The sequence below is a fragment of the bacterium genome (assembly GCA_030530825.1).
In the GTDB taxonomy this organism is placed as follows: Bacteria; Patescibacteriota; Saccharimonadia; order Saccharimonadales; family Saccharimonadaceae; genus Nanogingivalis.
On the sequence record JAUMUF010000002.1, the window covers coordinates 67,856 to 94,689 of the forward strand.

At 42.0% G+C, this 26,834-nt stretch carries 27 protein-coding genes and 3 tRNA genes; 13 read left to right on the top strand and 17 right to left on the bottom strand.

Features of this window, described 5'->3' with window-relative positions; genetic code table 11:
• Position 1: 1 nt before the first annotated feature.
• From Q4A21_03460 to Q4A21_03485, 6 genes are all read right to left on the bottom strand, one after another.
• Entirely contained in the window at positions 2–1,726 is a 1,725-nt protein-coding gene (locus Q4A21_03460; GenBank protein ID MDO4902578.1) for a phage tail tip lysozyme, read from the bottom strand.
• Entirely contained in the window at positions 1,726–4,752 is a 3,027-nt protein-coding gene (locus tag Q4A21_03465) for a M23 family metallopeptidase (GenBank protein ID MDO4902579.1), read from the bottom strand. The genes Q4A21_03460 and Q4A21_03465 overlap by 1 nt, the downstream gene beginning before the upstream one ends.
• A 59-nt stretch (positions 4,753–4,811) precedes the next feature.
• Positions 4,812–6,659, bottom strand: coding sequence for a DUF87 domain-containing protein (locus Q4A21_03470; protein ID MDO4902580.1), 1,848 nt, complete (start codon positions 6,657–6,659; stop codon positions 4,812–4,814).
• On the bottom strand, positions 6,659–7,540 hold the full coding sequence (locus Q4A21_03475) for a hypothetical protein (protein ID MDO4902581.1): 882 nt from the start codon (positions 7,538–7,540) through the stop codon (positions 6,659–6,661). The genes Q4A21_03470 and Q4A21_03475 overlap by 1 nt, the downstream gene beginning before the upstream one ends.
• 1 nt (position 7,541) lies before the next feature.
• Positions 7,542–8,564: a PrgI family protein gene (locus Q4A21_03480; GenBank protein MDO4902582.1), complete on the bottom strand. Its 1,023-nt coding sequence runs from the start codon at positions 8,562–8,564 to the stop codon at positions 7,542–7,544.
• A gap of 78 nt (positions 8,565–8,642) precedes the next feature.
• On the bottom strand, positions 8,643–11,285 hold the full coding sequence (locus Q4A21_03485; GenBank protein MDO4902583.1) for a hypothetical protein: 2,643 nt from the start codon (positions 11,283–11,285) through the stop codon (positions 8,643–8,645).
• A gap of 103 nt (positions 11,286–11,388) precedes the next feature.
• Between Q4A21_03485 and Q4A21_03490 the strand changes: the two genes are divergently transcribed.
• From Q4A21_03490 to Q4A21_03515, 6 genes are all read left to right on the top strand, one after another.
• A complete protein-coding gene (locus Q4A21_03490) occupies positions 11,389–11,817 on the top strand; it encodes a hypothetical protein (protein MDO4902584.1) in 429 nt (142 codons plus the stop codon).
• Entirely contained in the window at positions 11,817–12,227 is a 411-nt protein-coding gene (locus Q4A21_03495) for a pilin (GenBank protein MDO4902585.1), read from the top strand. The genes Q4A21_03490 and Q4A21_03495 overlap by 1 nt, the downstream gene beginning before the upstream one ends.
• On the top strand, positions 12,227–12,517 hold the full coding sequence (locus tag Q4A21_03500) for a hypothetical protein (GenBank protein ID MDO4902586.1): 291 nt from the start codon (positions 12,227–12,229) through the stop codon (positions 12,515–12,517). The genes Q4A21_03495 and Q4A21_03500 overlap by 1 nt, the downstream gene beginning before the upstream one ends.
• Positions 12,517–12,885 carry a hypothetical protein gene (locus Q4A21_03505; GenBank protein MDO4902587.1) on the top strand — a complete coding sequence of 123 codons (369 nt, stop codon included), beginning with the start codon at positions 12,517–12,519 and terminating at the stop codon, positions 12,883–12,885. The genes Q4A21_03500 and Q4A21_03505 overlap by 1 nt, the downstream gene beginning before the upstream one ends.
• Before the next feature lie 21 nt (positions 12,886–12,906).
• A complete protein-coding gene (locus tag Q4A21_03510; GenBank protein ID MDO4902588.1) occupies positions 12,907–13,296 on the top strand; it encodes a hypothetical protein in 390 nt (129 codons plus the stop codon).
• 68 nt (positions 13,297–13,364) lie between these two features.
• Positions 13,365–13,781, top strand: coding sequence for a pilin (locus Q4A21_03515; GenBank protein MDO4902589.1), 417 nt, complete (start codon positions 13,365–13,367; stop codon positions 13,779–13,781).
• Between the two features lie 40 nt (positions 13,782–13,821).
• On the opposite strand, the gene Q4A21_03520 is transcribed toward Q4A21_03515, so the two are convergent.
• Positions 13,822–14,457: a hypothetical protein gene (locus Q4A21_03520; protein ID MDO4902590.1), complete on the bottom strand. Its 636-nt coding sequence runs from the start codon at positions 14,455–14,457 to the stop codon at positions 13,822–13,824.
• Between the two features lie 86 nt (positions 14,458–14,543).
• Here Q4A21_03520 and Q4A21_03525 point away from each other — a divergent pair, with 86 nt between their 5' ends.
• Positions 14,544–15,011: an Hsp20/alpha crystallin family protein gene (locus Q4A21_03525; GenBank protein ID MDO4902591.1), complete on the top strand. Its 468-nt coding sequence runs from the start codon at positions 14,544–14,546 to the stop codon at positions 15,009–15,011.
• 97 nt (positions 15,012–15,108) lie between these two features.
• Positions 15,109–15,198: transfer RNA gene (locus Q4A21_03530), tRNA-Ser, on the top strand.
• A gap of 193 nt (positions 15,199–15,391) precedes the next feature.
• Here the strand turns inward: Q4A21_03530 and Q4A21_03535 are convergent.
• Positions 15,392–15,811 carry a hypothetical protein gene (locus Q4A21_03535; protein MDO4902592.1) on the bottom strand — a complete coding sequence of 140 codons (420 nt, stop codon included), beginning with the start codon at positions 15,809–15,811 and terminating at the stop codon, positions 15,392–15,394.
• A gap of 88 nt (positions 15,812–15,899) precedes the next feature.
• Here Q4A21_03535 and Q4A21_03540 point away from each other — a divergent pair, with 88 nt between their 5' ends.
• The 3 genes from Q4A21_03540 to Q4A21_03550 all read left to right on the top strand — a co-directional run bounded on the left by Q4A21_03540 (position 15,900) and on the right by Q4A21_03550 (position 16,884).
• Positions 15,900–16,547: a hypothetical protein gene (locus Q4A21_03540; protein ID MDO4902593.1), complete on the top strand. Its 648-nt coding sequence runs from the start codon at positions 15,900–15,902 to the stop codon at positions 16,545–16,547.
• Between the two features lie 85 nt (positions 16,548–16,632).
• Positions 16,633–16,709: transfer RNA gene (locus Q4A21_03545), tRNA-Arg, on the top strand.
• An 84-nt stretch (positions 16,710–16,793) separates the two neighbouring features.
• Positions 16,794–16,884 (top strand) — tRNA-Ser (locus tag Q4A21_03550).
• A gap of 59 nt (positions 16,885–16,943) precedes the next feature.
• Here Q4A21_03550 and Q4A21_03555 read toward each other — a convergent pair.
• On the bottom strand, positions 16,944–17,195 hold the full coding sequence (locus tag Q4A21_03555; protein ID MDO4902594.1) for a hypothetical protein: 252 nt from the start codon (positions 17,193–17,195) through the stop codon (positions 16,944–16,946).
• Between the two features lie 193 nt (positions 17,196–17,388).
• Here Q4A21_03555 and Q4A21_03560 point away from each other — a divergent pair, with 193 nt between their 5' ends.
• Positions 17,389–19,506 (top strand): polyribonucleotide nucleotidyltransferase, encoded by a 2,118-nt coding sequence (locus Q4A21_03560; protein MDO4902595.1) that lies wholly within the window; start codon positions 17,389–17,391, stop codon positions 19,504–19,506.
• A gap of 100 nt (positions 19,507–19,606) precedes the next feature.
• Here the strand turns inward: Q4A21_03560 and Q4A21_03565 are convergent, their stop codons facing one another.
• The 8 genes from Q4A21_03565 to Q4A21_03600 all read right to left on the bottom strand — a co-directional run bounded on the left by Q4A21_03565 (position 19,607) and on the right by Q4A21_03600 (position 26,502).
• On the bottom strand, positions 19,607–19,942 hold the full coding sequence (locus tag Q4A21_03565) for a hypothetical protein (protein MDO4902596.1): 336 nt from the start codon (positions 19,940–19,942) through the stop codon (positions 19,607–19,609).
• 397 nt (positions 19,943–20,339) lie between these two features.
• The gene (locus Q4A21_03570; protein ID MDO4902597.1) at positions 20,340–21,992 is read right to left on the bottom strand and encodes a recombinase family protein; all 1,653 of its coding nucleotides are present in this window, start codon (positions 21,990–21,992) and stop codon (positions 20,340–20,342) included.
• Positions 21,993–22,167: 175 nt separating this feature from the next.
• Positions 22,168–22,935, bottom strand: coding sequence for a replication-relaxation family protein (locus Q4A21_03575; GenBank protein ID MDO4902598.1), 768 nt, complete (start codon positions 22,933–22,935; stop codon positions 22,168–22,170).
• A complete protein-coding gene (locus Q4A21_03580) occupies positions 22,922–25,048 on the bottom strand; it encodes a type IV secretion system DNA-binding domain-containing protein (GenBank protein MDO4902599.1) in 2,127 nt (708 codons plus the stop codon). The genes Q4A21_03575 and Q4A21_03580 overlap by 14 nt, the downstream gene beginning before the upstream one ends.
• A gap of 1 nt (position 25,049) precedes the next feature.
• On the bottom strand, positions 25,050–25,220 hold the full coding sequence (locus tag Q4A21_03585) for a hypothetical protein (protein ID MDO4902600.1): 171 nt from the start codon (positions 25,218–25,220) through the stop codon (positions 25,050–25,052).
• Positions 25,217–25,831, bottom strand: coding sequence for an MT-A70 family methyltransferase (locus Q4A21_03590; protein MDO4902601.1), 615 nt, complete (start codon positions 25,829–25,831; stop codon positions 25,217–25,219). The genes Q4A21_03585 and Q4A21_03590 overlap by 4 nt, the downstream gene beginning before the upstream one ends.
• A gap of 158 nt (positions 25,832–25,989) precedes the next feature.
• A complete protein-coding gene (locus Q4A21_03595; protein MDO4902602.1) occupies positions 25,990–26,229 on the bottom strand; it encodes a hypothetical protein in 240 nt (79 codons plus the stop codon).
• A 9-nt stretch (positions 26,230–26,238) separates the two neighbouring features.
• A complete protein-coding gene (locus Q4A21_03600) occupies positions 26,239–26,502 on the bottom strand; it encodes a hypothetical protein (GenBank protein ID MDO4902603.1) in 264 nt (87 codons plus the stop codon).
• Positions 26,503–26,613: 111 nt separating this feature from the next.
• Here Q4A21_03600 and Q4A21_03605 point away from each other — a divergent pair.
• Positions 26,614–26,834 (top strand): hypothetical protein (locus Q4A21_03605; protein ID MDO4902604.1); only part of this gene is annotated, 221 nt, incomplete at its 3' end.

Consider the following 26,834-nt stretch of genomic DNA (forward strand, 5'->3'; position numbering starts at 1 on the left):
ATTAACCCTTCCACCTCCATATTTCAACTTCACCTAAACTCTCCATAATGGATAGATTTAGAGGTTCTATAACTCCTGTTGTTCGGCTCCAACCTGCATTAGCGACCTTTCCTTCTCCGCCGATCTCTACATATATCTCTATATGAGCTCCAGCGCCTCCGCCCCTACCAGCCGTTATTATATCGCCAGGCTTTAAGTTTTCTCTACTATATGTAATTTTGTCATATTTTTCAGGATTATTAGACATGTAATCTCTAAGGTTAGCTACTCCGCAGCAATGTTTTACAAATTCAGGGTCTACGGTAGTTGATATAACCATAGAAACAAACGCATCGCAACTTGCACCTTTTTGAACCCATGGCTCTCCGTAATTTATTAACCCTGTTTTTTCGAGAGCTTGTCTCTGCTTGTCGGAAACCTCAAACGCATAACCTCTACTTTCCTGTCCGTCTGGGTGCGCCAACTCTATAGCTCTTTCTGCTATATTACTGGAGTTTCCGCTACTTAAGCCGTCATCGCATCCCCCTGATTTTAATAACGCTCCCTCAGATATTGATTTTTTGAGGAATTCTATATATAGATTTTCACCTTCTGCATTTAAGTGGTATCCGTCGCTGGCGTAATTTTTTTCTCTTCCGCCATTTTTTTCGACTTCAGACTTCCAATCCAGTACTGTCACATAGCCATTTCCTTCTGTGGCTGACTTTATATTGTTGTTTATAGCTTCAAAATTAGCATTTCCTCCGAGACCAAAGTTATTTACTATAAATACTTTTTTACCCTGTAGGAGGTTTAACATTTTTTTAGCTTGATCAACAGGGAAATTATCGTTGGTTCCAATATTTATAATTATTGATCTTCCGAGGTTTGATTGATTTTTTTCAAGGAAGTCTAATACCGAGTCTCCAGATATCCCTGCCTGAGCTATACCTCTTCCTATATATGCATTGACCGACGAATTAGGAAACGCCGAGGTCAGTTTACTTCTTGCTGATTCTGTAATTGAGTCTCCTATGAAAGTGAAGCTTCCATCATTGGTAGTTTTTTCTGACGAAGATGAACTACTATCTCCGCTTCCTCCTGCGGATGTTCCTTTGAAGGTTTCATAGGCTTCTTCCGCTGCCTGATATCGAACTTCCCATCTAGGTATACCTGCTCTTTCGAATGATTTTTCGAAAGCTTCAACCGCTTGGCGGATATCTGTCATTTTTTTAAGTCCTTCTAAGCCCCCGTAGTTAGAGTTGAGTATTGAGGCTGTCGTAGGGTCCTCTCCCTCAAGTTCTTTAATAACCCATTCGAGCTGAGCTTGCAGATCTGTCCAATCTACGCCTTTTGATCTTGCATAGTTTGCCATATTAGCCCATCTTCCAGATTGGGTTGCATAATTTTCCCACTGAGCTAATCCAGCTGCAGGTCCACCATCCTGAAGTCTTTTTGAATCATACCCACTCTCAGCGAAGAAATTTCCCATTATCCCAGCCGTAGCTTGCTCCGAAAATCCTTGAGACCTTAAGAAGTTCCATATTTTTTCTGCTTCCGTACTACCAGACAATAATATAGAACTTGATTTATTTGGTATACATTCTTCGTGTCCATCATAATAATTTATACCATTAAGATTGAAGAATGTTTTGTCGAAAGTTTTTGAATCTGTAGCCCATGCTGATATTGAGCTGTTTAAAATTATTAATACGGAAATTACTACAGATATTAGTTTTCTATTCATTATTTCTCCAGTACTTTTAATGGGTCTATTGCAAACTGCTTACCAAAACCACCTTTATGTATCTCAAAATGTAGATGAGCACCGTAAGACCATCCCTCATTCCCAACTTCACCTATCTTTTGTCCCTTTTTAACATTATCTCCTGGGTTAACTATATGAGTGCTCATATGTAGATATGCTGAATATACATCATTATTATGTTTTATTATTATTGTATGCGGACCTCCACCTCCAGAGGTGTAACCATATGTATCTTGAATGACTTGACCGTCTGAGGTTGCATACACAGGTGTACCAGTAGGGTAGCCTAGGTCTATTCCGCCGTGATTGTTTGGTTGTCCTTCAAGGACTCTAGGCCCGAATCCAGAAGTTATATTTTGAGATGAAGCTCCCTTTATCGGCCATATAAAATCATCCGGCAGACCTGCTAGATCAGAGTCTACTTCAGAAGAGTTATGTCTATTTGTTGATGGTTCTGAGTCCTCTAGACCTTCCTCTATGCGATGATAGGTCATTAATGTAGCATAATAATCTACCATAGGTATTTGCTCTTTGTTGCACTTTTCGCCATAATCAGTATCGTCATCGTTGGTAGCTATACCTATAGGATATTTTCTATCATAGCAAGATTTTAGGTACTTCTTAAAATCTCCTTTTGCTAAGGTCTCAATATTGTCAGATTCACTATCGGTCGCTAAATCACCATTGGATTGCATTTTTTCAATAATTTCATCAAGGGATTTATTCTTGGCTACATTTGTATCTATGCCAATAATCGGATTGCAGAAAATATCAGTGGCGGCGCCAGTACCTTTAATTATTGTATCGTCGCAAACTTCCATATTGGCACTAAATCCAGCAGCATCATCAGCATGTGATGTTGGTATTATTGAAGAAAACGCCCTTGAAGCTATTGAGCTTATTGCCGGCACGAATCCGCCCAAAGTTGCCATCTGCCTTTGATATGGCATTGTGGTAGCTATAATTGAGCCAAGGAACGTGTGATGTGATGTAGGATCGAATGGGCTTCTGGTAGCTCGTTCGTATTCTGCTTTTTCTGCTATCATTTTTTCATTTTCGAAGTATAAAGCCAAAGCTTGGCTCTTATTTAATGACGCTCCTCCTCCTGCTGAAGCATTCTTGGACATTGTCGCTCCAGCTCCAGAAATTATGGCGTTGCCGTAGTCTTGACCAAGAGTCTTACTATTAACTATTTCTCCCACTAAAAAGCTACCTATATATGTAACTATTTGCTCCTTGAATAGTTCAAAGGCCAATTGTGCTACCGATGCAAGAACAGTAAGTCCACTTACCGCTCCGGCCAAAAATGATCCGATACATCCAAGCAGTGTCACGCCGCCTACTACGCAACCCACAATTGTAGCAACTGCAGCTGTCGCGGCAAGTGCAGCTCCGGCCATTGAGATTGTTTTGCACATTTTTGAACCCCAAGTCAACAGGTCTTTCATGCCGTTCATTATTTCTTTTATTTTGCCGGTTAGACCAACTGAGTAATTCTTGGCGGAATCATCAAGTGAGCCGACACTATCATTATATGCCAATGCCCTCCAGCCCTGGGATTCTGTGAAGGATTTTGTTGAATTATTGGCTGAATTTACGCTAGCTAAATATTTTAACGATCTTTTGAAGAATGAAGATTCTTTATTCTCTGATTTTTCCCCATCTTCAGGAACTGGTATACCCATTGTTGGGTTACCTAAAGATTCGACCTCTTCGGTGGTTGCTTGATTGGCTTTCATTTTTGATGCTGTAGATAAGAATAGGAAAGCAAATCTAGCTAAAACTAAAAATCTAGTCAGTTTGATACCTGATATCACAATAGATGTCCCCGCAAAAACAAAGCACAGTTTATTTATCGGATTCAGATATCCTTGAGCTTTATTCACGAACCCCTGAGCTTTAGAAGCGCCGGCAGCTAACTTATCTTTCATTGATAAGCCTTTCATTTCTTCACCGACCTCTTTGCCCATTTTTGCGAGGTCGGCCTCGGCGGTTCGAGGTTCTTTTTTTGCATTTTCGTCGAGATTTTTAAGTTCATCGTCATTATCGTAATCTGGCGATTGTGAGGCTTCTGTGGAATTGGTTTTATCAGAGTCTTTATTGGAAGTTTCGAGTCCGTCATCTTGAACTTGTTTGGTGCTTTTTCCTTTATTGTCGGGCTTCGCGCCTTTAATATTAAACCATTTTTTGAATTTTTTATTAGCCTTATCTAAAAATGTATGAAAATGCCCCTTATAACCTTTATCCCAAGATGCTTTAAGTTTAGGGTCTCTGAGCATACTTTTAATTGAGCGACTATCGTTGGTTATATTAGTACCGCTCTCGATATGTTCAAGGCTGGTAATTTTATTTTTACCGAATAAAGTCTTGCCGTTAGTCTCAACCTTAAATCCTGCCTTCTCAATGTTTTTGACTTGCGCGTCAGATACTGAAGCAAAACGGCAGTAAAGCCGAGTTTTACAATTTATCCCAGGTTCTTTAATCTTTAAATGCCAAAGTTTATCTTTAATAAGATCTGTTGAAGCGCCAGACCAGCCGATTTTTTCAGTGATTATTTCCATTATGTGGATTGGTGCGAGCATTGCCCCAAAAAATGAGAAGAACATAAAACCACCACTAATTCCAATAAGCCCCGCTCCACCAAGAATTGCGGCTTTTTTACTCTTGAAGAAGCCAAATTTTCCCGCACCTTTAATTTTTGCGTTTCGAGATTTGTGTGTCCCGCCACCGGTATAATTAAAGCGGTTGGAAGGTGAATTTTCTCCTCCTAAGACTGATTCTTCACTTTGATTTCTTGAAGCAGAAGTAGCGGAATTTTCTGCCGCTATCAAAGAATCTGCATCATAGCCGTTAGAGGTTTTACTCGAAGAAGATTTTCCGCCATCAAAAACCTGAGCGTTACCCCATCGTTCTTGGGCTCGCCCTAAAGCGGATTGATTTTGATCGCTTAAATCGCTATAATCGCGATTTTGATCATCGTCATAATTATAATCTCTCGCTCCCATAAAACCTCAATTTATAAAACTATTTTACCATAAAATTATTATTTTTGAAAATGTTTTTGCTAAAATAATTCATTTGGGTCGGCGTATCCGTAGGCGCCATTATTGTCTCGAAGTGGCTGTTGATTTGGGTTGGTTGTAATCAGTGCGTCCTCTGTTGGGCTGGCTGTTATCTGGATATGAACATGGCTCTGCCCAGCAAAGAACAATCCTTGACCAACTGGGAAATTAGCTAGACGCTTGCGTTCTTCTTCTGTCAGTTTGAAGACATCGCTCAAGACATCCACCGCCGATGAAGATTGCTTGAGAAGAAGTTGCATCGAACTGTTAGACACGATTGCGCGACCCATCTTCGACCCCATAAAGTCTTCAACGTCCTGCGTGATAGTTGTAAGTCCGAGATGGTATTTTCGAGCCCTTTTCGCCAAAGAAAACAAGAAATTGGCGGAATCTTCATATTGCATCAATTGCCAAGCCTCGTCTACGATGAGCATTCGTTTTTTCTGATCTGTTCTAACGACATTCCAGATGTGAGACAGCACAATATACATCGCCACTGGACGAAGGTCATCTTCGAGGTCGCGAATGTTAAACACCACCATTGGATTATTGATGTCAATATTGGATTGTTGTGAAAAAATCCCCGCGAATGTACCAGTGGTGTATTTTCGAAGTCGCTGAGCCAATTGCGGGCCACTTCCACCCATATGAACTAATGTATCATAAAGATGGATTATTGTTGGCGGCGTAGAATTGTGCGTGAGTGGATCAGAAGTAATCCCCGCGCGAGCATAAGTATCGATGATTGCCTGATCGAGATCTGCTTCTTCAGCCGGAGTAAGCCCGTGACCGTGAGTTCCGCCAAGCATCAAGCGGAAAAGTCCATGAAGCGTCACGATATTTGCGCGGAGCGCATTGTCGGCTTCATCCTGATCAATAACTCGCGGAAGGTCGAATGGGTTAATCCGCGTATCACTATTCAGACTTAAGCGAATATAACTTCCGCCAGTTGCATCGCATAATTTTTGATACTCGTTTTCTGGGTCGATAATCACCACATCGGCTCCCATCATCATTGTTCTAAGCGCCTCCAATTTAACGGTGTAAGATTTACCTGCACCAGATTTGGCAAAGACCACCATATTGGCGTTTTCCAAGGTGAAACGGTCAAAGATAACAAGCCCATTATTGTGCATATTTACGCCATAAAGTACGCCGTTTTCTTGCGTAAGATCGGCTGAAGTAAATGGGAATGAAGTCGAGATCGCGCCCGTATTCATATTTCTTCGAATTTGAAGTTTATCAGAAAGTTGCGGCACGGTAGCATTCAAGCCCTGCTCCTGTTGAGAACTCGCCACTTTGGAGAAAATCAACTGCTGGCCAAGCATTGTTTCGATGGCGTTTTTATTAAAAGTAAGTTCATCCAGACTGTCCGCATAAAGTGTAATGTAAAGCCCAAAGCGGAAGAATTTTTCTGCGCCAAGTTGAAGTTGATCTCGAAGTTCCTCGGCGTCGGCAATGGCGGCTTCGAGCGCTGGATCGCGGACCTTACCCTTTTCGTTATTCAATTGAAGTGAGGCTTCAAGTTCTGTAACTTTGCGGCGGAGGTTTTTCATCACGACATCAGTTTCTACAGGGTAAATAAACATCGAAATATCTAAAACGATATCAGTGTTAATGAGCCCCGAGAGCCAGCCAGTGTAAAGTTGGCGGGGATAGCCATAGACGTAGAGTGTTTGGCCGTATTTAGTGCCGAGTCGGAAATATCCAGAATGAAGTTCAAGGCTGGACGGCGCTATCAGATCTCGAAGTGTATTAATACCTGTCAAAAAGGCTTTTTCGACTTCTGCTTGCTCTTGTGCTCGTTGCTGGGCGGCAATATCTGCCGCGGTTTTTTGCTTTTTAGCCATTAAAATTCTCCTTGTTGTGTTTTGCTTGGGGCTTTTTTGGTGTAAAGCGTGGCGATATTTTCGAAGTCACCTAGCGGTTCATATACGGCTGTGTCTGGATTGTAGAAGTTATAGTAGAGTTCACCAAGTTCTTTAGTGTTGAGTTGGACGCTTTTTACGCCAATTTGAAACAATCCACCAGTGATCGAGTCGACCCGTTTGCGAAGTTCATCTCTTGCCTTTTCCCAAGTGTCGTGATCGATTTTTTTAACAGTTGTAGTTTTAGGAAATAGCCCTGAGAAAAATCCTTTGGCTTGGTCGGCGGCCGTTGTTCCATCACCAAGCGGATAGTATGGCACGACAATAAAGAAAGACTTATCCATAATGTTGGCGGCTTGAGAGAGTTCTTCAATAAAGCCAATATAATCATCCATTAGGCGAGCGAGAAGCATATTTCCTTGATTGCGGTTGATATCGGCGAGTTTATTGAGATAAGGCTCGATATCAATGCGTTGGGAGCGGACAAGAATCTGAACCGGATGGTGGAGCGCATTCAAAAAACTCTGATAAGAGTATTCCACACCCTCTTTCTCGCGCGTACTCATAAGATCGTAGTTGATCGATTTACACGCAATTACTGAGCGAAAACTGCCGTCCTTCATCACTACTATACCTTCTCGGATTTCAGCGATTTCGAGAGAATTTTGTGTCGAAGTTGGATTGGCTGGAGCACTGGCGCTCATTGGTGGTTGAGGTTGTTGGTTGGGTGCGATATTTGGTTGCGGGTTGAATCCTTGCGCCTGATTTGGACTAAACCGCTGATTTTGTTGCGCATTAAAGCCGGCTCCATTTGGTGCTAAATTCTGTTCCCGATTTACTTGAAATTGTTGTCCGTTATCCATATTACCTCAGTGAAATTATAACTTCTTCTTCTCCTAATTTTGTCTCTTTTTGCTGAATTTTTTCCGCCTGCTTGGCGAGAGTTTCTACGCTTAAATCTTTTCCATCTTCGACCAATTTTTCGATATTTTGTTGATGAATTTCCTGCTTAACTCTCTCGGCTGGACTAATTGGCGGTGAGACTTGTGGATAATTCTGTGGAAAAAATTGTGAAAAACTCGCTTCTGGTGAAACTGTTTGATTTGATTGCGAAGTGTAAGCCTGCTGTCCGATTGGTGAAATCACACTCTGTCTAACACCTTCTGGGTAAGGATTATATTGAATTTGTTGCGGCAAAACATCTGGCGTCTCCAATTGTTGAATTTGCCTTTCTCGCCCTGCGTAAAGATTCATTGGATTGACGGCGTAAGTTCTTTCTGTGATCTGCCCCGCATTCAATCCTGAATAATCCGCCAAGTTTCGAGCGGTGTTCATATTTTGCATAATCTCTGCCTTTCGAGAATTTTCCGCTCGCGCAAGAAGATTGTCGATGTTTCGATTAAGAATTGGGTCTTCTGAAACATCGATCGGGTTACCGCTTTGACCATGCTGTGCAGAAACGGCGTTTTTGATCGCCCAGCCTTCCGTATCCACGATATCGGCAAGATAACTGAGACGGCGTACGGCTTCTTCTTGGCGGATACCTTTAGTCCTGTCGCGTTCAGGATTTTTGGGTGCGGCAATTTCGATCAAGTGTTCTTTTCCGTCTGGTTGCCAGAGGCGTTTATTTGGCTTCAGGTTAAAAGAAATTACAGCCGCAAAATACGCCTCCATCGGTTGATCTTTGCGGATAGGTAGCGCCAGCGCGCCAAAGAAGAGGATAAACGGCAAAGGTATAATTATAAGCCCTGGATAAAGTGTAAATAAAAACCACGCCAAGCCAATGAAGCCCGCGGTTATAAGTAAATAAACAAACTGCCTCGGACTAAATGGCCCGAGCAATTTATCATCTGCCTCAACATCTTGGGGAACTTTATAAACACTCATTTTTTCTTGCCCACTAAACTACTTATGATTTATTATAACATTTTTTTGGGAAGAAAAAAAGCCCCAATTAGATTAGGGCTAAAATTTGTAAGTTGTTCGGAAAGATTCGATTTGCTCTTTCTGCTTCTTGGACATCTTGCGTTTGAGCTCATCTGCGTTGTTGAGCTCATTGAGGCCTTCCGTAATTTTAATTGAATTTTTAGCGAAGACTTCATTGATTGCTTTCTGGATTTCAGCCTTCTTGATAATGTCTGATTCTTTTCCGATAGGACTTCCGTTGTCGGATCCGCTGTAGTTGAAGAGTAATTTCATCGCGCTATCAGCCATTTTGGAGGCTTTTTCTGATGAAAATTCTGTCGAGAATTTGGTTGCGATATGCTTCATGATCTCGGCTTCACTTTTTCCGCTTAATGCGAGTTCATCCAAGAAGCCTGCGCCCATAAACTGGACGTCGTCTTTTTTGTTCTTTTTGAAGGCTTCCACAAGGCTCGCTCTGACACTGGACAGTTCTCCGCCATCAGTAGTTTTACCAAGGGTGTGAATAATATCCGAAATGTCGGCTGTCTGCATAAATCGCTCGGCGGCGGCTTTGCGCAAGTTATCATTGACTTTGAGTTTAATACCGTTCTTCTCGATATCTTCGCCCTGGTTTTTGTCCATTACAGACTGATAATCTTTACCGGAAAAGTCTAGAGAAGACATAAGTTTGGAGACAGATTCGATCTCTTCTTTTGACTCTTTTGAAGCGGCAGCCATCGCGCTAGCGAGAGCAGAAACACGACCTTCTTCTCCTCTGATACCAGAGGCTTTTTTGAGAAGATCTTCATTATTTTTAAGATGGTTGGCGATTGCAGAATTGGTTGCGAGATTATTGTTGCGCTCGGCTTCCTTGTAAGCATTGGCCTCGTTGGTGTTATGAAGAAAATCAACAGCCTTTTTACCATATTTTCTGCTCATTTCTTTTAATTTGGACTCATCAACGCCAACAACAACACCTTTGTCGTCGAGCTTAAGTGTACCTTTAATAATGTCTGCTTTAATTTCAGAAATTTTGGCGGAATAATTCGCTGAGGCGCGATCCAGATTCTGTTGCGCGTCAAGTTCGTTTTGTATAATACTTCGAGAAAGCATAAAGTCTTTAAATATACTTGGTGACATTTTTGTCGCCTTTTCATGCTTGGCGATCTCGCTTTCTTGGAAGCGAGCTTTTTGATATTGCTCGGCGATATTTTTATTCGAAGCCCATCTTGCGTTTCTTCTATATCTCATACCATGCGCAGCGGCCGTCGGATTAAATTTTCCGCCCTTAGCGATTTGCCTGTTGATGTTTGCTTCTTGGTGCCCTTTTATCCAGTTTCTCGCACTATCAACGGGACCTTTATTAGGATTATTAATAATACCAGCAAATTTGCCAAGTAAGCTTCCGCTAACTTTCATAATTGTTGGTGTTATGGCTAATGGTATAACTTGAACTGCCATTCCGAGTATAAGTGTTGCAAGATTGCCATTAGCATTAGCTATGATTGTTAGACCTACCAATTGAGACCCTCCAAAAACCAGAGCTATCAAAGGATACATTAATAGCATTGTTGTGAGAAGATCTTTCCATTTTTCAAACCATTTTTCTGTATTTGGCAAAATTGAAGCCGCAAAGGCCAAAGGTGATAAGAAAATCAAAACAGTTATAATCGCCTGTCTGGCGGCAAGCACCATAAAAGCCACGAATGCTGAATAAATTAACCCTAAAAGCACTAATGATACCAATATCCCAACCCCTAAAATGTTGGTTGCTCCGGCAATAGCTAGAGAATATCCAGCATATCCTGCGCCAGATAATAATCCGGTCATTAATGTTGCCCAACTCAAGCCACTGAGTCCTTGGACATTAATTTTTTCGCCACTTTCAGAAAGTCCACTTTCGAATATATTTTTTCTTATATCCACTAACATATTTTGAACTTGATGACCAGAAATATTTGATATATCGACAAGTATTGCAGAAATATAATATGAAAGATTGATTAAAATCGCAGCTATAATTAGTTTAGGAAGAATTTTTTTAATTCCGTAGTTAGATACTCCTACATTGGTTATTTGAGAGTATACTACCGCAATCATGATTATTGCGAGAACTATGTTGGCGATATCTTTCATATAATTCCATACTATAAAAACGCCAGATCTGTCGGATGTTTGAAGAGGTTGGACTTTAAGAAAATTCTCAACAAATCCATAAAGAGCATCCATGCCTCTTGCTAGCGTATTTCCGATCATACATATAATCCAGCCTCCTCCACCTTCTACGGCGCAAGAGGTTTTGCCCTGTTCTGCGTCGGATGCTACACCTTGACCTGTTATATTTTGTGAATTTCCCTGCTGTGAGGCGTTCCCTAGAGCAGATACTTTAATTGTCGAAATTTTTCCGTTGATTTTATCTTCGATTTTATCCAAAGTAATAACGCGCGCGGTTTGCTCGCCCTGCGAAATGCCGACATCTTCGATAAAAACTTCTCCATTTCGAAGGTTTTCTGGCAGTTTAGCCTTTTCAGAAGCGGAGGCCTTTTTAAAATTTTTACCATCATAAAAGATCGCACTTTTACTGTTATCGGTCCACTTGGCGCCATCAAGGGCGTGCGTAATTGGGCTGAAATTAAAAATCCCGATAGCAAGCATCAGAATCATTAATAAAATCCCAATTTTTTGCGTAAAAGTCCGCTTCATAAGGTAGATTTTAGCATAAAAATTGATTTTTGTCAATCTAAAAACTTGAATTTATAGCATAAAATGCTTGCTTTTTTTCAGATTATATTGTATATATAAAGATATGAATAGTAAAAATAAAAAGATAATTTTCGGGCTTGTGTTGATTGTGGCGAGTTTTATGAACTCGATTTCGATTTTTTCGCCGATTAAAATACATAATAATGTATATGCGGAAGAAGCTCCAAAGGATGGTGGAAGTGGTGGTTCTGGAAACTCTTCGGCTCCGGGAGGTCCTTCGACGGCCGTTCTTCCTGACGATTGGAAAATAGAAGACATATTAAATATGATCTTAACCACGATAACTATTGGTATCGGCGTATCGGCTACACTTTCGATAGTGATCGCTGGCGTAATTTATGCTACCGCCGCCGGAGATAGCGGTAAAGTTTCTAAGGCTAAAACTATGATTATGAATACGGTTATAGGTTTGGTTGCGTATGCCTTTATGTGGGCATTTTTACAGTGGTTAATACCAGGAGGAGTATTTTAATGAAGAAGATTTTATATAGTTTAATTGCAGTGTTTGTTGGCGCTTCTGCTCTTAACTTGGTTTTTAGTAAAGCGAGTTTGGCGGCTGGTTGTGATTCGACATTTTTCGGTATTCCATCTTGGTGTCGTGGTCTTGGAGAAGGTGACGGTGTGAAGCCGATTGGAAAAGATGGTATATCTATTCAACAGTTTATTTGGACTGTAGTTGGCAATATATCTGACGGTATATTCAGAATAATTGGTGTTATAGCAATGGGCTTCATTATCTGGGCCGGATTCCAATATATGATTGCGGCGGGAGATAGTGGTAAGGTCGCCAAGGCTAAAGCTACCTTAACCAATGCGATTATTGGATTAATTATCGCTGTTGGTGCGTCAATGATTGTTCAATTGATTATGGGGGTATTTTAATGGCTAGTTCTAATCCTGGATTTGATAAGAAAAAAGTCTTTGAAAATGTAAGTCTTCCTCAGAAAAATGCTAACGACGACTCCATTAAGAATATTCTCAATAATGTGTTTTTCTGGGCGGGCGTTGTGGCGGTTGTTGTAATTATGGTGGCAGGAATTTATTATGCGATTTCCGCTGGAGATAGTAGTAAGATAAGTAAAGCCAAGAATGCCCTAACCTACGCTATCGTTGGTTTGTTAGTTGTGATATTCTCTGCCGTAATTGTTAATTTTGTATTGGGAGTGTTTTAATGAAGAAGATTTTTGCTTGGATTTTTGTGGCTGTTCTTTCTGTTTTTAGTCTTAGTAGTTTTATTGATAATACTACTTATGCGACTAATACAACCAAGGATGCTTGTGATTATATGAAAGGCTCTGCGATATGTCAAAAAACACCTGAGGCTAAAAGTATCGTTCCTAATGTTATCCGAATTTTAGCCTGGGTAGTAGGTGTTTTATCTGTAATAATGATTATTTGGGCGGGTATTCAATATGTGATCTCATCTGGTGATAGTGGTAAAATTGGCAAGGCTAAGAACACCTTAATATATGCGGTTGTTGGTCTAGTGATTGCCATTTCGGCGGGTGCGATTGTAAGTTATATTTTAAATAAGGCGTAAATTATTAAAAGAAAGGAATATATGAAAAAAGGTATAATAATTTTAGCGACAATCTTAATGAGTGGAATTGGGATGGTTTCTGTGCCCGCTTTGGCTACTGGTGGTAGTTCTGCTCCTACTACTAACTCTGCGGCAAAAAGTGCAATTGATGGCGTTAATTCTACGGGCACCTCATCATCAACTAACGTAAACGGTATAATCAAGACGGTTGTCGGCGTTATGATGTTTATTTTGGGTGCATTGTCTGTGATTATGATCATCTACTCAGGTATCCAATATGTTATCTCTGCTGGCGATAGTGGTAAAATCACTAAGGCTAAAAATACGCTTATCTACTCTATTGTTGGACTTGTTGTTGCGATTTTTGCGTATGCTATCGTTAACTTTGTTTTGACAGAACTGGGTAAATAATAGTTGATTTTAAGTTAAAGTCTGATATAATTTATTTAAGAAATAATTCAAGAAAGGAAATTATAAATATGTTATCAAAAATTAAAAATATTGTATTCGCAACAGTTTTAGCGGTCTCAGGATTGGCTGTTGTTACCCCTACCGTTGATGCTACTACTGGAACTTCAGGTGGACAATCAAGTAGCGTAACTTCCGGTGGATTGCGAGGGGGTATTGATACTGGCGCAACCGACAATACAAGAAAAGACCTATTTGGTGATGGTGGTATTTTTACTACTATCATTAATGTTATGCTATTCATAATTGGTGCGCTTTCTGTGATTATGCTTATCTACGGTGGTATCCGATACACAATTTCTCGCGGTGACTCTGGTGAAGTTAATAACGCTAAAAATACCATTCTTTACGCGATTGTTGGTTTGATTGTTTCTATCCTTGCATACGCGATCGTTAACTTTGTTGTTACTGAATTCCAAGAAAAATAGTAAATACAAGAGTAATAAAACCGCCCTATTGACGGCGGTTTTATTTTTTGTTGGTATGAACGATAAGCACCATTCTATAAACTTTTTCCGCTCCGCTATCGCGCAGGAGCCTTACGATATTCTTGGTTGTGGCGCCAGTGGTATGAACATCGTCAAGGACGATATAGATTTTATCTTTTTGCGGAGTTTTACTGAGTTTATAACTTTTTGACGCCTGATCGATTCTTGTTTCTCTATTGGCTCCAATTTGAGTGAGATTGCCGACTCGTTTTATTTCATCCCCTATTCTGATGGGTAATAGATCTTGTAGATTATTCAAAATCAAAGAGGTGTGACAAAATCCTCTTTGTCTGATATGCTTATATGAAGTAGGCACACCCACGAAAATAATTTTATTGAGATCATCTCGAAGTTCTGGCGTTTCTCTGATGCCTTTTGTGAGAATTTTTGCTAAACCTCTGGCGTTGGCTTTTCGCGAGAATTCTTTCATCTCGTCAATAATAGCCCTGATTTTGCTTTGATCTTGATCTGATTCAAAGTAAAATAAGTCGCCGTCTTGCTTCATTGTAAAGTCTTCTACACAATCGTTGCAAATCGCATCACCGATCCGCTCGCAATAATAACACTTATCTGGCGCTAAAATATCCAAAATCGCTTCGAGCCAATTTTTCTTCAAAAAATCCTCCTTTTTTCTTGATTATATCATCAAAGTGCGATATAATAAAGAAAATAAATGCCAAATATTTTGAAAGTGGAGGAGAAATGGCACGAAGACAAAATGATGATTTTCTACAAGATGAACTAGAGGCGGCTTTTGACTTTGGCGATGAGCTTTTAGGCAATACTGCCGAAGATACTTTTGCCGAGGAAGAAGTTATTGTTGAGCAAGAAGAAGCGCAAGAGGAACTTCCTGGACAACTTGCAGTTGATGTTTATGAGACTGAAGATAAGTTGTTTGTTAAGGCTCGCACTGCTGGTGTCAACAAGCACGATTTGGACGTTTCTTTGAGTGATAATATCTTGACAATTAGCGGAACTCTAAGTTCTGGTGAAGAAGATGGCGTTATCGCGCATCACGCTCAAGAGTGCTACTGGGGAGAATTCTCTCGAACGCTCGAACTTCCTGTCCCTATTAAAGAAGATGAAGTTGAAGCGATGCTCAAAGATGGAATTTTGACAATTTCATTTAGTAAAATCAAACAAGAATCAAAACGAATCCAAGTTTTGTAAAAATCTGCCCCGCACTTGCTTGTTGCGGGGTTTTTATTGTCGAAAATTTCGAAAGCGGTTGATTTTTGCTTCGAGATGTGTTAAAATTGAAAAATCTGGAGAGGTGGCCGAGTGGTTGAAGGCACCGGTCTTGAAAACCGGCAAGGTGTAAAAGCCTTCGAGGGTTCGAATCCCTCCTTCTCCGCCATAAAGCGAACCCCACCTTGAGTGGGGTTTGGTTTATGTTTTGGGGCTTCGAATCCTCGAGAGGGTGCGTTCGCGAAGCGGTTCCATAGGAACCATCCCTCCTTCTCCGCCAAGAAAAGAATCTCGAAGTTTCGGGATTTTTTTCTTATTTCGAAAAATAAAACTTCGCCCCATAGAGCGAAGTTTAGTCTACTTTAGATATTGGTTGGTGCTGGTCCGCTACCGCTTCCGCCGCCAAATCCGCCATCCATAAATTGCCCGACTACGAATCGCACGATTGCGTAAGCCATAATTGCTACAATTAGACCTACGATTGCGTATAGAATGGTATTTTTGGCTGCTTCAACCGCTTTAGAATCTCCTCGAGAAAGCACATATCGCAGTCCTCCCCAGATTAGCATCATAACGCTCAAAACACCAACAAGGAAAAGCATCGTGTTAATGATTTTGCTAAAAACACCGCCATTTCCAGAAATGCTGTTAAACAAATCCGTTGGAACACCTTCTCCTCGCCCTGCGCTAATTCCGCGTTGAACGGCGCTCGCGGTCACTCCCACCACGCCTTGAGCAATTAAACTTGATGAAAGAATAGAAATTTTGACAAACTTTTTCATAATGTGTTTATTTTATCACAAATTGGCTTAAAAGTCAATATTGGCATAATTTCTTTGAAAAACTTTTTGCTTATGCTATAATAAAAATATGGACTTCGAAAGAGAGAATAACTTGGAGCAAACACCGCAAATCACTGGTTTGCCGGATGATAATTTTGTATTACCAAAGGAGACGCCTTATATGGCGCAGACTGATATGGAGAGAGTTGACCCATCTGAGGCGCCAGCATTTCACCAGATTCAGCCGCAAGAAGATGTTGAAGAAACGGAAATTGTTAACTGGCAAGCCCAAGATCTTTTAATTGGTGAAAAATCTCAAACTTGGTATATATACTTCTTTATTATAGTGGTGGCGATGATTGCGGCGGCATGGTTTTTGATGGGTGGCTGGCAATCTTGGAGTTTTATTCTTGTGATTGTGATTTCTGCGGCGGCGATTGTAATGACTCGATCCACCAAGCACAGCAAAATTATCAATTATGCCCTTTCTACGCGAGGTGTTTACATCGGTAATGACTTTTATGAATACGCCAATTTCAAGGCATTTGGTATTTTGAAGGAAAAGCAGATTTATTCGATAATTTTGATGCCAAGAAAGCGATTTTCGCCGAGTGTTTCAATTTACTTCCCTAAAGAAAATGGCGAGAAAATCACTGATATTCTTGGCGCTCGTCTACCGATGGAAGAAATTCATCTTGATTTAATTGATAGAATTATCCGCAAAATCAACCTTTAATCTTGATTTTTTGAATTTTTTCTGATAAAATAGACTTTGTCCGAAAGGAAGAACTTCAAAATTTATGCTACTTTAAGTAGCGTTTGCACCCGTAGCTCAGCTGGATAGAGCGTTGGCTTGCGGAGCCAAAGGTCGTAAGTTCGAATCTTGCCGGGTGTACCAGAGAAAGTCCGTCAGTTTATGCTGGCGGATTTTCTTTTTTCGAAAATTGAAAATTGCTCTCAATTATGCTAAAATGGAGAAGTTGGAGAGGTGGCCGAGTGGTTGAAGGCGCACGACTCGAAATCGTGTATGCGGTTTCCCCGTATCGGGGGTTCGAATCCCCCCCTCTCCGCCATAAAATATCGCGCAAATTTTGGGCGATTTTATTTTATAAAAAAGGCCGCGGTTGCGACCTTATTTTGCTATATTGACCGGAAAACATTTGCCGGTATATTTATGAAATATCACTCTATCTCGCAAATCAAGATATTCTGGCAGAATATTCTCAATATCTGATAATTCTGCATTGAATAACTCGATACAATAGATATCATTATCCCTGTGTGTCCATATAACAAGCATAGGTCTTTCGCCTATATTCTCGACCATTTCTTGATATTTTTGCTCGATAGTTATTTCGAAAGTTCTGACTTCTAATGATTTCATAGTAGTCCTCCTATTTTTGATAAATAATATAATAACATATTGACTTATAATTGTCAATATACTTAGATCGCCTTTATTTTTATACCCAAAAATGATATAATTAAAACATAAAATTTAACAGCGTGATGCGTGGCAGAGAAAAGTTTTGGCGGCAAGATTTTTCCCTGAAACTCATTGCGCGAAAGGAGAAAATATGATTATCAATCCTCGAGGAAAAGATATTGTCGAAGTTTCGACCAATTTTATGGGGAAAAAATTAACTCTCGAAGTCAACCGTGTTGGCTTTCGAACCACATCAAGCGTTATCGCTAAGTATGGTGAAACTGTGGTTCTCGGCACTGTTCAAGTCGGCAACAAACCCGTCAGCGGAATGGACTATTTCCCGCTTTCGATTGATTATGAAGAAAAATGGTATGCGGCTGGTCGGATTTCTGCGAGCCGTTTCATCAAGCGCGAAGGTCGGCCATCAGATGATGCCATTTTGGTTGGGCGCCTTATTGACCGCCCTATTCGACCACTTTTCCCTAAGGGCTATCGACAGGAAGTTCAGGTTGTATCGAGTGTTCTAAGCGCCGATCCAACTTTCCGCCCAGATATGATTGCGATGCTTGCGTCCAGTGCGGCTTTGATGCTCGCCGGTGTACCTTTTGATGGTCCAGTTGCGGGGCTTCGAGTTGGAATTGTTGATGGCGAATTTAAGGCTTTCTTGAATCCAGAAGAGCGCGACAATTCTCCGCTCGACCTCGTTGTTGCGGGAATTTCCAGTGGAATTACAATGGTTGAGGCTGGCGCTAATGAAGTCCCAGAGGAAAAAATCATTGAAGCGTTGTCGTGGGCGCACGAGCAAATTCAGCCGCTCATCGCGCTTCAAAATGAACTTCGAAGCAAAGTTGAAGTTAAAGAAAAGGAGTTCGAACTTATCTTACCGAATGAAGAAATTTTGGCGGAAGTGGCCGAATGGTGTGAAGGTAAATTTGGCGAAAAAATCCGCTTCGAATATCCTATTCGAAATGATAAAATTGCTGAAATTCGCGCTGATTTCCACGCGCAGATGGAAGATCGTTACGGCGAGAATTACGAGGAACTCCGTGCTGAATATGACGACGCCTTCACTTCGGTGCTTCATAAAGATGTCCGCCGTGGGATTGTTGAAGATGGCGTGCGTCCAGATGGTCGCGCGTTGGACGAAATCCGTCCGCTTTCGAGCGAAGTCGGCTTTTTGCCCCGTGCTCACGGCTCTTCTCTCTTTACTCGTGGCGTTACGCAGGGCATGAACATTGTCACACTTGCGCCGCTTTCATACAGTCAACTTGTTGATACGATGGAGTATAACGAAATTGAACGCCGTTACATGCACCACTATAACGCGCCAGCCTACACTGTGGGCGAAGTTCGCCGCCTTGGCGCTCCGGGTCGCCGAGAAATTGGCCACGGCTATCTCGCTCAGCGTGCGCTCGAAGCCGTTCTTCCTTCGATCGAAGAATTCCCTTACGCCATCCGCAGCGTTACTGAGATTATGTCGCAAAATGGTTCAACTTCGATGGCGGCGACTTGTTCCAGCACTTTGGCGCTGATGGACGCTGGTGTTCCGCTTAAAGCGCCAGTTTCTGGAATTGCGATGGGTCTAATGATGGACAACGAAACGCCGTATATTTTGAGCGATATTGCTGATGCGGAAGACTTTGCCGGCGATATGGACTTCAAATGTACGGGTACCCGCAACGGTATCACCGCCCTTCAGATGGATATGAAGGTTCATGGCTTGCCTGTCTCTGTGCTTGAAAAAGCGATTTTGACTTCTCGAAGTGGCAGGAATTTTATTTTGAATCATATGCTCAGTGTGATTTCTGAGCCAAGGAGCGCAATTTCTCCATACGCCCCACGGATTGAAAAAATCAAAATCAATCCAGATAAAATCGGCGCCGTCATCGGTAAAGGCGGTGAAACAATCAATAAAATCACGCAAGAAACTGGTGCAGAAGTTGATATCAAAGAAGATGGCCTCATTACTATCGCCGCCGCCGACACTGTCAAGATCGAAAAGGCTCTCAACTGGATCAAATCTCTTACCGAAGAGCCAGAAGTTGGTAAAATCTACCGCGGAAAAGTTGTTTCGATTAAAGAGTTTGGCGCTTTCGTGAATATCCTGAGCGGCATCGACGGAATGCTTCATATTTCGCAAATCTCCGACAAGCGCGTCGAGAAAGTCACGGATGTCCTTAAAGAAGGTCAAGAAGTTGTTGTTAAACTCGAAAAAATCGATGACAAAGGTCGCCTCGCTCTCACAATGAAAGGTATTGAACAGAAATAGCTCGAAGTTTTTCGAAATAAAAGAAAAGAGCTCTCGAAATGAGAGTTCTTTTTTAAGGCAAGAGAAAAGCCCACGTGATTTCCCCGTGGGCTGAAGAGAGTTATGCGCAAACCTCCCCATTATCGCTGACGATCTTATCTACAACGATAGAGAAGCCGTCTTCATAGGAGCTTGTTGTGTCAAAGCTCCCCAGGAATTTACCAACTTCGATTTCATAGCCGAAGTTGGTCTTCCAGAGACCTGGAAGTAGAGGAACTAACTCCTCGTATACTTCCGCCGATCTAGAATCTGCAAACACGCCAGGGTTTGCAGTGATCACATCGACCTCCATTGCAGGCTGATGTAAGAAAATACTAATTATTTTCTTACCTGCGATTCTGAGATCATCGATCTCGATTTCTTTGCGGCTAATGTTTTTAAGGATTAGTTTTGTCATGTCATTGTACCCCTCCCACCCATGACATAGGTGGAAGTTCCTTTCTTTTAATAAAATTTTTTTTGCCCACAACTTTTCGTGTCGGGCTTATTCCTTGTAGGATTCATACTCCGAAATTCGGAAAAAGATTTACTTTCTTCAAAATAAACCTATTTCCGAATTTCGAAAATATAAAAGCATAGAATGACAATTTTTCGATAACTCTCTTTTATAATGTTCTTAGCTGAGCATTTCTCAACTATGCCTACATTATAGCACAAACACATTAAAATGTCAATAGCCTTACGCTTTTATGTAGTTTTGTCAATATCAAAATAAACTTCAAAATATGATAAAATATCCACTCTTCACCCAGCAGTCCAAGTAAAAAAGTGTGAGAGCGAGTTCTTCTCGCTCTTTATAATTCCCCGATAAAATTGTAGTAAATCTTAATCTGTTTTTTGCTTCTGCTGATAACTGAAACTTCGATTTTGTCAATCAAATTATTCACGATTTCAGGCGTTAAGGTTTCCAGCTGGGTGCATTTTCGAACTTGTTTGAGAAATTTCTCGATATTCGAAGACGTCTGGACTTGCTTGGATATTTCCCTTTCGAGGTGAGCAATTTCTGTCGAAAGCGTTGTTTGTTCCGCCTCGTACTTTTCGCTCATCTTGAAAAATCGCTCCGCCGTCAAACTACCAGAAATTTTATCTTCGTATAAATTGGAGATAATCTGGTCAATTTGCTGATGGCGATTTTTCAGTTCTTCCAAGGTCTTCTGGCTTTGAATCAGTTTTTGATTTTGCCCAACATTATAACGCTGACGAAGTTTCTTCGCAAAGGCACCTTCATCCAAAGCAATCTGAGCCAAAAGCTCCCGAACATCGTCGCCAATCAACTTGGTAAGAACCTCTTTTCGAATGTAATGGCTGTGCGAACAGGTCGTTTTTATCCTTCCGTAATGCCGACACTTGTAGTGGTCAAGGTTGAGGTCGCCTTTTTGTTGCGGACAAAAGGTCAATTTATGCCCATTTTGGCAATAGACCAAGCCTGCGAAGGTGTTCTCATGCCCCTCCTTGTCTCGCCACTGATGACGCTGGGTGACACGCTTGTGGCTCCGCATTTTTTGAACGGTCTGAAAGGTCTCTTTATCAATAATCGCTTCATGAGTATCAGGAAAAACCAGCCATTCGCTCTTGGGTTTGATAAGTTGCTTTTTACTTTTGTGAGATGGCTTATCCCACTTCAAGTTAACCGTCGCCCCCGTGTATTCTTCACGGTCTAAAATCGCCCAAATCATCTGTGCTCGCCAGTGATAGGTTGAGCCAGCCGAAGTCACGCAACCTTTTAACCCAAGTTTTCTCTTGTGATGAACTGGGGTGAGAATCTTATCGTTTCGAAGTTCGTGGGCAATTTCCGTTGGCGTTTTGCCAGCCAGAAATTCTCGAAATACCCGCTGGATATTTTTTGAAGCCTCCTTATCCACCGTCCATTCGTTACAATTATCAGGATTCTTGATGTAGCCATAAGGGGCTTGCCAAGCAATCTTTTGCCCACTTTTTGCCTTGGTATGCTTGGAAAGTTTTATCTTCTCACTACATTGCCTGCTATACCATTCGTTGAAGATATTTACAAGGGGTAACATATAGGCATCCTGAGTAGAAACTTTGAGGCTATCCACTTGTTCGTTGAGTGAAATAAAACGGATATTTTTGGCAGGAAAAACACTTTCAAGCAGCCGCCCAACCCGCAAATAATCTCGACCAAGGCGAGAAAGGTCTTTGACGATGACTGTCTTGACCTTACCCAAGTCCACAAGTTCGAGAAGTTTAGTGATGGCTGGACGGTTAAAATTACTGCCAGAAAAGCCGTCATCTGTGAAGAAGACGGGATTTCTGAGATTTTCTTTTAAAGCAAAATTGCCCAAAATCTGCCGTTGGTTGGCGATGGAGTTGCTTTCTCCCTCATTTCCGTCCTCGGCAGATAGACGGCAGTAAATAGCAGTTAGGTTGCTGAGGCTCGAAAAGTCCGTGCTTGTCCAATCTTTAATTGTCAATGTTCTTGTGTTCATAGTGTGCTCCTTTCGATTCACCTATAACCCACTGACAGGATACCTCGAATGGGCGAAGAAGTCCAGTCAATTCTGCTCCAAAATCAAGCGTTGGAGTTTCTTTTTGAGAGGTTCTTTCCCGACAAATTTTCGCAAAATGATATAGGTTGCCTGTCCGATTTTCTGTGTTTTTTCTTTAGTCATCTCGTCCTCCTTCTATAAATCCTGAAAATTCGTCCAAAGTCACCACTTCGAGCAGTTCCCAATAAGCGTCCAAATCCTCCCTGATGCGGTTCAAAACCGCCAACTTGCGTTTGTCATCTGGCACAAGCCAAACCACCAAAGGGAAAATTTCGTTTTCTCGTTGCTCAATGCCAGTGTTGAAGTAGGCGATGTATTGCTTACACTTGGCAATAATCCTGCCAAGGTGCTCCGTCGCATTATCCGCCTCGAAGAAATAAGCTTCTTCGAAATCGCCCACCGTCAGCTTCGCAAAAGCATCGGGTTTGAGCGTCAAGCTTGAAAACAAGGTCGCAAAACTCCGCCAACATTTTGGTTCGAAGGAAAAAGTATCAAGTAGAATTTTACCCTCCAAATGAAGTGTGTTCAACTCTACAAAAATCTGTGTCACAAACAATTGGTGTTTGAGGTGGTTTTGGCTGGGTTCGTAGCGATTCTTTAGGCGAATCTTAACGCTCTCGTCCACCTTTCGAAGCTCCTTTATCCCCCTATGGGTGATGTGCCAGACATAGGAACCACTCCCAGCTCTCACACCACCAATTCGGCGATTTAGGTGGGCGATAAGCCCTAAATTGTTCAATTTCTTAGTCAAAAGATTGGTTCGTCTGGTGGCAGTCTTAGGTTTGTTTTGTCTAAAATAAAGCTCTACCAACTGCCTTGTTGTGGCGTAGCGACAGCGGTTTAGCAAGTTCAATACCTCAACATCCTGCTTAGTTAGTCTCATCTGGAATCTCCTTTTTTCTTCGTCCGATTTTCGAAACGGGTTTCGAGGTGATTGGTGGCGGACTTTCTTCATTAGGCATTGTGCCATATCGCTTCAAACTATCACCATAAATCTCAGCTTTTCTTCGAAAAGCAGGCGGAGCTGGCAAGGTTTTGGCGGAGAGCCATCTAAACTGGTTGCCAGAGGTCGCCACCCTCGCATAAACTTGAAACGGAGGCAGGTTGTAAAAATCTTCCGCAGAAAGTTCAGGCACAAGTCCAGCCAATTCCTTGGCCTCGTTCATGCTCAACCCAAAGATAATCTGATTGTGGCAGTTGGCATAAATGGACTCTCGAAGCGATTTTGGGAGCTGTTTCGAAAACTGATTTGCCAAAACATAACCTACGCCCAGGCTTCGAGACATAGATAAGGCGTCGCCCAGAGGAACAGGCAATTTGAGGTAGTCTGCCACTTCGTCAATATAGATGAAGACAGGTTTCCGAACGCTTTCTTTGGCTCTCAGAAGGGTCAAATGGTATAAACAACCCAGCAAAATCGCTCCAACAAATTTAGCCGTTTCCACCCCAATCAAGCCTTTGTTTAGTGATACAAGCAAAATCCTTGGTTTGTCGAAAATGTCTTTTAAGGAGAATGCATTTGAAGACTTACCAAGCATTCCTCGAAGAGCTGGTCTTAACAAAATTCCTCGAAATTTATTGAGAACTGGCGAAATCATGGTTTGTCGAGCTTGTTCGCTCAGGTTGTCATAGCCTTGCCAAAAATCCAGCAAAAATTGGTCTGAAATGCTTTTCAAAATCTTGTGCCGAAAGGCTTTGTTGGTTAAAAGTTTGGGCAAATCCAGAAGCGTTGAACCATCAGCCTTCACCAAAGTGTGAAAAGCGTGGCTGAGAATGTCCTGCGTGTAAACACCCCAAGAATCCTCAAAAATCTCCTGAAAAACACCCAAAAGCATATCCGCCACCAACTCCGCTGGCACGCCCAATTTAACCAAATCAAAGAGGTTAATCGAAATGGTTTGTCCAGCTTGGCTTGGGTCAAGAATAACCACGTCCTCGTCTCGCTCTTTTGGTAGGCGTTCCAAAATATCTGAAACCAGCGTTGCCTTGGGGTCGATTACGACCGCAGACCGCCCCTCACGAGCATCCGCCAGAATCAAGTTAAGCATGGCGGTGGATTTTCCGCTCCCAGTTCCACCCAAAAGCCAAGTGTGAGACAACCCGCTTTGAGTTGGAATACCAACCAATCTTGGTAGATTTTCAAGGCTCAGACCGAAGGGTCTTTGGGCTTGAGATTTTAGTCCGATTGGTGGTAAAATAGTCTTAGGCGACAAAGATGAAACGCCTGCGTATTGAGCATCGCCAGCTGGCAGACAAAAGAGGCTGGCGAGTTCAATGCTTGAAAGAACAGTCTGGAACTGCCACGGTATCTTGCCGTGGTTTAGTTTTTCTACCCAAGTTGGCTTGGCGGAAAATTGACTTCCTGCTCGCTCTAAAATTCGAAGTGAAGCCAGCACGCTTTTCAACATTTGGATTTCTCGTGCCTTGTTTTCTGCTCGAATCCCCAAACGCAGACTCACTTGGAACTGGCTATGGTGGAGTTTTTCTCGAAGTAATGCTTTACTATCTGACGAAAGTGGTGGGATATTGCCTGTCACTTTTTGCCAAATCGTGGCATCTGGATTGCCAAGGTCTTTGAGAATTGGTTTTGGCGAGGAAGATTTTCCAACAATCAGCTGGAGAACGATTTCTTCTTGTTTTTTCAAAGTGCCAGATTGGGACAGGAGGCTTCTAACAACGTTTTCTACCTCCTTGGTTTTGAGGGCGTAGTGGTGTTTCGAAAGTGTGATGTCGTAGGCGGAAGTCACTTTGTTTCGCTTAGTTTTTTCGAAACGAACGGCATTGTGAGAACTCATCATTTCGGTTAAAAATCGCATATCCAGTGGGTCAGCTCCGATAAGGTGGCTGGCTTTTTCTGGTGTCAAACGAATTTCCCAGATAAAGGGCTGGCGACGAGAATAGCCGTTGAGTTGGGTAGTAAAGTTACAGACTGTTTCGAATTCGAAAGGTCTCGCCCAGTCCATACTTTGCCACGATAGATTTTGGGGTCTTTTCATATTACCTCCAATCTTGATGATGTTTGATGACAATGATGGCGATATAAAATCCCAACGCAACGAGTAGAATAATTACTAATTCCAGCCAAATATCGGCAAGGAGTCTGACAGCATAATTGACCAATATTGCCAAAAGGCAGAAGCCGACAATGTAGCCTATTAACTTTTTCATTCATGTTGACCTCCTTGAGTGAAATCTCGAACTTCTTTAGCATAACTTGGCACTGGATAGTTCGGAATAATAATATCGCTCTGGATTTCATTGCCCCAGACCGACCAGCTTTTATCTGATGGCACGGGACGGCGGGCGAAGAGTTCGAGGTAGTCACCGTCTGAACAGCGTTCGATGATATTGTAAAGTTCTTCGGGCTTGTGAGAATGGTCTTGAACAGGGAACATACCCCAGTTGATTTGCCCTTTGAACTTAATGGGAGCTCTTCCTCGTGTGGCGAAGATAACCTGCTCAGTGGCGTTTCGAAGGTAATTGCCCAAACCGAGACGAGGCTTAACCCAAGTGAAGATGGATTTTGGCTCGAAGCCCCAAGTTCGCACCACATCGAACGATTGTTCGAGAACGGCTGGATAAGTCCAGAGCCAGAGATGGGCGTTGCTTTCTGCGAGGTCGGCGACAGGCATCTTTTTGATTTGGTCGATAGTCATCAGCTTGTAGTGCTGGCTTGCCCCAAGTTTGCCTTTTTGAGCCACGTCCCAAGGTGGATCGGCAAGAATGGTTTTGAACTTCTTAGGTGAATGTTGGGTTGTTGTGTCTTGATGTTTTATCATTTGAAAATCCTTTCTGTCTTGTCAGACGCTCCAAGCATACCGCAGAAGGTAGGCATTTCAAACCACGAGCGGTTTGAACTTTGGGAGCGGTGCGAACACAAGGAACAGAGGTCAGGCGGAGCTTTTCCGCCCAACTTGTCCGTTGTTGTAAAAAATACTTAGAATCGCCTCCTCTCATCAAATAATTCTTTCAGCAGTTGGTTTTGTGCTTTTAAGAAGTCCTCGTTAACTGCTTGGCGGGTTTCGAGAAATTCTAACAGAGCGAGGTCTTCTTTCGAATAGGCTTCAGTATGTTCGGCTTGATTTTGTTCGTCTTCTTCGCTTAGAGAAAGCAATAATAAACCAAGCAAGAAGAGAAAAGCCAGACCAAGAAAGTACCAGATTTGCCAGTTTTCCATAAACACCTCCTACTTGAACCGCTGAGCAGAGGCGTAAGTGAACGCCTTGATGATAAAGTCCGTCCGCCCTTGGGCTTGGGGATTTTGGGCAATAATCTGGCTCTCCAGCTCCGAAAGTGTGGCAACCTTGTTCAAAATATCCTGAGCCAAAAGCTCGTTGGCTTGAACAACCGCCATATCTTGGGACAGGTTGCGGGCGATTGCCAGATTGGCTGGATTGAGAGCGGTAGCTGGCAGAGCTTCTGCTTTGTAATGTTGGGGTAGATTGGACATGAGAATCCTCCTTTTGGTATAATTGGGTTAGCTAACTTGATTATAGTATAGCAAGATTAAAAGCCCAATTTTTGCCAAAGCCTTGCGATTTTATTGCGAAAAGGAGAGAAAATGTTCACGGTCAAAAACTTACTTCATTTACTAGAAAAAGAAAATCGAGGTTGGAAAAATCCAACCTCGATGACGAAGGTTATTTTGAACGCCTTAACAGGGAGAGAATATCCCAGCGACATTGCTTCGAAAGTTTATTCTGGCGTGAACAGAGGTCGAAATATCCGCCTCGACATGGTAGAAGCAGTTGAAGAACAAGGCTTTTCAGCCTATATTCAAGC